Raw genomic sequence first — 650 nt, 5'->3', positions numbered from 1 at the left:
TTTCACCTTTCCCTCACGGTACTGGTTCACTATCGGTCTCTCAGGAGTATTTAGCCTTACCAGATGGTGCTGGCAGATTCCCACAGGATTTCTCCGGTCCCGCGGTACTCAGGGTATCACTAGCGCTGCTTTGCATACGTGTACGGGGCTATCACCCATATCGCCCGGTTTCCCACCCGGTTCCACTTCGCGCCGCAGATCACACATCGTGACCCTACAACCCCAACATTGCCGTAACAATATTGGTTTGGGCTCTTTCCCGTTCGCTCGCCACTACTTGGGAAATCATTATTATTTTCTCCTCCTACGCCTACTTAGATGTTTCAGTTCAGCGCGTTCGCGTATTATACAACATACCTTCAGTATGTTAGGTTGCCCCATTCGGAAATCCACGGATCAAATCATATTTGCTAATCCCCGTGGCTTATCGCAGCTTATCACGTCCTTCATCGCCTCTGAGAGCCTAGGCATCCTCCGTGTGCCCTTATTTACTTTCTTCGCGCATATATCCCTTTTGCTGATATATGGCTGCCTTTGTCTTCCATCCTATATTACTATAAAACTTCCGACATTCTGTTGTCTTCTCTTGTTAATCTTTCTTTCAATATGTCAAAGAACTCTTTACATCAGCTATAAACCGTATCCTTATA

Annotated in this window: 1 rRNA gene; it reads right to left on the bottom strand. The window is 46.5% G+C overall.

Annotated features, from left to right (window positions below):
* A 23S ribosomal RNA gene (locus HP439_RS19320) occupies positions 1-498 on the bottom strand; the annotation flags it as partial.
* Positions 499-650 lie beyond the last annotated feature (152 nt).

It is taken from the genome of Sphingobacterium shayense (assembly GCF_013179575.1).
Lineage (GTDB): Bacteria > Bacteroidota > Bacteroidia > Sphingobacteriales > Sphingobacteriaceae > Sphingobacterium > Sphingobacterium shayense.
This window is presented reverse-complemented; position numbering and strand designations above follow the sequence as displayed.